This window comes from Allobosea sp. P1_A7 (genome assembly GCF_056406775.1).
This window is the reverse complement of sequence record NZ_JBFTZN010000399.1, coordinates 1-3,761: the sequence shown is the minus strand read 5'-3', so window position 1 is coordinate 3,761 and position 3,761 is coordinate 1. Positions and strand designations below refer to the sequence as shown.

Annotated in this window: 1 protein-coding gene; it reads right to left on the bottom strand. The window is 63.7% G+C overall.

Going from position 1 to position 3,761, the window contains the following annotated elements; translation table 11 throughout:
• On the bottom strand, positions 1 to 3,522 hold a 3,522-nt coding region (locus AC1D34_RS35015), incomplete at its 3' end, for a peroxidase family protein (RefSeq protein WP_476826716.1).
• Between the last annotated feature and the right edge of the window lie 239 nt (positions 3,523 to 3,761).

The following is a 3,761-nucleotide window of genomic DNA, read 5'->3' as shown; positions in this document are numbered from 1 at the left end:
GCCCTGGATATTGTCGTCACCACCGGTATCCGTGATGATGTCGTCGCCGGCGCCGCCACGAAGCTGGTCGTTGCCATCGCCGCCCTCGATGCGGTCATTGCCGCCATCGCCCCAGACGGTGTCGTCGCCCTCGCTCGCGATCAGAATGTCATTGCCGGCAGTACCGCCGAGAACGACATGCTCGTCTCCGGTGTATTGGAGATAGTTGGTGTCGGGCCCGACAGTGTTCGGGTTGTCGCGAATGACGAGCGGAAGCAACGGATCGCCGTTTGTCGGGTCGGAATTCCCCGCGATGAGGTCAGTTCCAACGACGTTGTCGGCACTTTCGTCAACCACGGTATTGGGGTCATCGAGCTGAATGCCATCCGGCCCAGCCTCGTTCAGCCCTGTATGCTGTTTTGTCGGGTCGACTTCGAGCGTGAAGCCAGGTGTCGTGAAGACAACCCCCGGGAGATGGGTCGCCGACGAGTTCGCCATGATCAGCTTGGCGAAGGAGTTGCTCTCGAGCTCTGCATTGAAGCTCAGGCCGGACGTGCGCTCGAGATAGTAGAAGCGGTCGCCGTCCTGCAGCTTTTCAAGCTGGTTCTCGAAGATGAAGTTGAAGGTCGAGCCCAGCATGCCGCCGAAGGGCATCTTCTCCTCGGCGAGACCGCCGATCCAGAGATCGATGGCATCGACGCCGGTGGTGGTGACGCCATTGGCCAGGTTGGCCCAGGCCCCCGTACCATTCAGGAAGTCGAGGCGGTCGGCAGGTGCGCCGGCGCCACCGAGGACCAGTGACATCGCCGCTGCACGCTTGGCCGCGAGCGTCGTAGCGCCCGCGATCGAAGAATGCGTGCCATAGGCGGCAATGAAATTGATCAGCGAATCCGGGTGCTTCAGGCTCTGAACCAGAWCCGCCCAGCTGGTGTAGGGCTTGAGCTGGACTTCGCCGGTCGACGTATAGATTTGCCGACGGACTTCGTTCAGCGAKGGAATACCGACGTCCCGGCCGCGCGCGAGGTTGATCGCGGGAAGGTCGAGCGGCAGGCCGAGCAGGTTGTTGCGCAAGGCCTCCGTGACGAACTCGTCGATCTCGTTGCCGGCCTGGCGGGTCACGCCGCGGACGATCGCGCTGACTGCGTCTTCCGGATTGGCGCCGCTGGCCGCGAAGGCGAGCGGGTTCAGGAAGGCYGCGATCAGSCCSATCTGCTGGTCGGGATTGYTSGGATCGGMYGAGACGACRTCGAAATYCGCSGTGAAGCGATCAACCGTCTCGGTCAGCATCGAGTGGCCGAARCGATARACSGTGTGYGCGAACTCCGCGACGATCGAGGGATCCAGGTCGACGTCATAGACCTGGGTCGGTGCGAAGAAGAGGTCGACATTCGGCTGGATCGTCCGGGCGAATTCCTCGAAGACCAGATGCTGATACTGCATCTCGGTGCCGAATTTCGCGGTCTGGAACAGGCGCTCGCCATTCCACTGCAGGGCCGCGATCTCTGCGGGTGTCGCCGGGAAGGTCGCCGGCTCGGTGCCGGAAATCAGCCATTCCTTGAGGAAGGTCAGGTCGCCTGAGGTCAGCACCGTGTTCTTGGTCTGCTCGACCAGCCGGTTATGCTCGGAGTGGAAGATCGCGTGGACGGCGGTGAGGCCGATATTCTCGTTCACGCGGCCGTCGCCGGCGATGTAATGCGCGTCGAGAAGCTCGTTGTCATAGGCAAGGTTGTTACCCTGCTGATTCGCGGGCACGGGATTGCCCGTCAACGCATCGCCATCGGGAACAAGGTCGTCAGCCGTGTTGGCAACACCGTCGGCACCGAGACCAGCGAATACCGGCACGGCGTTGTGGGCGATATCGTTGAGGAAGGCGTGGCCGGTACGCACGGCATTGGTCAGGGAAATCGGCAAAAGCGGATTGCCCTCGACGAGGATGTCGTCAGCGGTGCCGCCGATGCCGTCCAGCCCCTTCATTACGACCTGCGGGAAGCCGTTCGGGCCCTTGATGAAATTGCCATAGGCGTCGGTCGCCAGCAGCGGACCGCTGTCGATATCGGCGTCGGTGAGATTGATGCCGAGAATGTCGCGCGCCTGCGCCTTGACCACCTTCCACGTCGCCATGCCACCGATTTCGGTGTCGTCAGCGGTGCCGAATTTCCCGTCGACGCCCAGGTCGCGATTGGTGATCAGCTGGCCTGTCGCGACCGGCTCACCGTCGCCGTTGAGCTGATAGCCACGCAGGAAGACCTGGTGCGAGGGATGTGAGGAATAGGTCTGGTTCTGATCGACGAAAGGCGATGTCGTATTGGTGTGCTCGTGGATGTCGTCGGCATTACCGAGGATCCCGTCCGGACCAGGCAGGTTGGTCGCCCGGGTCAGGACCATGAAGTTCGGGGCGCCCGGGGCCGGATTGAACAGCGGATCGTCCGATTTGAGCGGGATGAAGACCGTGCCCGAGCCGCCCTTGGTCACGAGATCGAGACCATGGTCGAAGAACTGGCCGAAGAAGGTCATCCAGGCGTTGAACGGCGCCGACAGACCGGCATCCGGCGCAATGTTCGGGATTTCGAAGACCTGCTTGTCATCGGGCGTGCCGAACTGGCCATCGAGCCCCGGGCTGGTGACGATCGTCAGGCCGAGATCGTCGACCACACCGTCAAAGGTCGCCTGGGCGGCGACGACCGGCGCATTCGCGTCGTTCAAGGCCGCCTGATCGAGCGCAACCTGGCCCAACGCCTGAGTCTGGGCGGTCTGGGCTGGGACGAGAGCGGCCTGAGTCGAGGTAACGAGTGCGTCCGCTTCTACGACCGCTGCTTCGGCATCCGTCCGCACCTGGACGGCGTTGTCGCGTGCGATGACAGCCGCCTGCACTCCGGGGTCGGTCAGAGGATCTTCGCCCGCCGGCACCGCGGCAATCGCCAACGCCAAAGCTGTCTCCGCGGTCGATTCTGCCAACTCCGCAGCCGTAACTGCGCCTGCCGCGGCCGTGGCAGCGGTGGTTGCGGCATTCGCAGCGGCCGTCGCTGTGGCGAGATTGGTATCCGCCGTTGCAAGGATCGCCTGTGAAGCCGTGAGCGCCGTCTGCAGAGCCGCAATTCCGCCCGCCGCAGCCGCTTTCACAGCGTTGAATGCCTGGAGGGCAGCGTTGAAGGTCTGGGTATCGGCGAAAATATCCTCCGAGCCGGCGTTGCGAAGGGCAGCCGCGATCGCGGCGGGATTATTCGCGGTCTGGTCGACGATCAGGTTGCTGATCGTGCGCGGCTGCGAGTCGATCACAAATGTGTTCGTCGTCTGCTGATAGGAGGTCCCGGCCTCGGCCGGCTTGAACACTGGCGTCGTGACGCGCGGGAAGACGTTGTCGGCCGCACCGAAGGTGTCGCTCTGCTGCTGATTGAGCAGGTTGTTTCCGGAACCATCGACCGTGCGCAGGCCTAGCGGCACGCGCACATTCGGCAGCAGCGAGGTCAGCGGCGTACCAGCGGCATTCGCCTCGGCGATCTTGATCTGGTCGAGGATGAAGTTGAGGTCCGAGCGCACCAGCATGATGCCCTCGCCGCCCGCCGTCGCATCGACGACCGGGGTCGGCGCGACTGGCGGGGGAAGCGGCGCCCCCGCCGCGACCACAGCTGTCGGATCCGAGAACACTGTCTCGGTGACGCCATGGCCGTCGGTGTAGATCGCCTTCACGCGCAGGGCCGAGCCGACGAGATCGGGCGTCACCTTGAAGGTCGCGCCGTCGGCACTCTGGAAGGCGAGATCCCCGAGCGGAAGCAGGATGATGT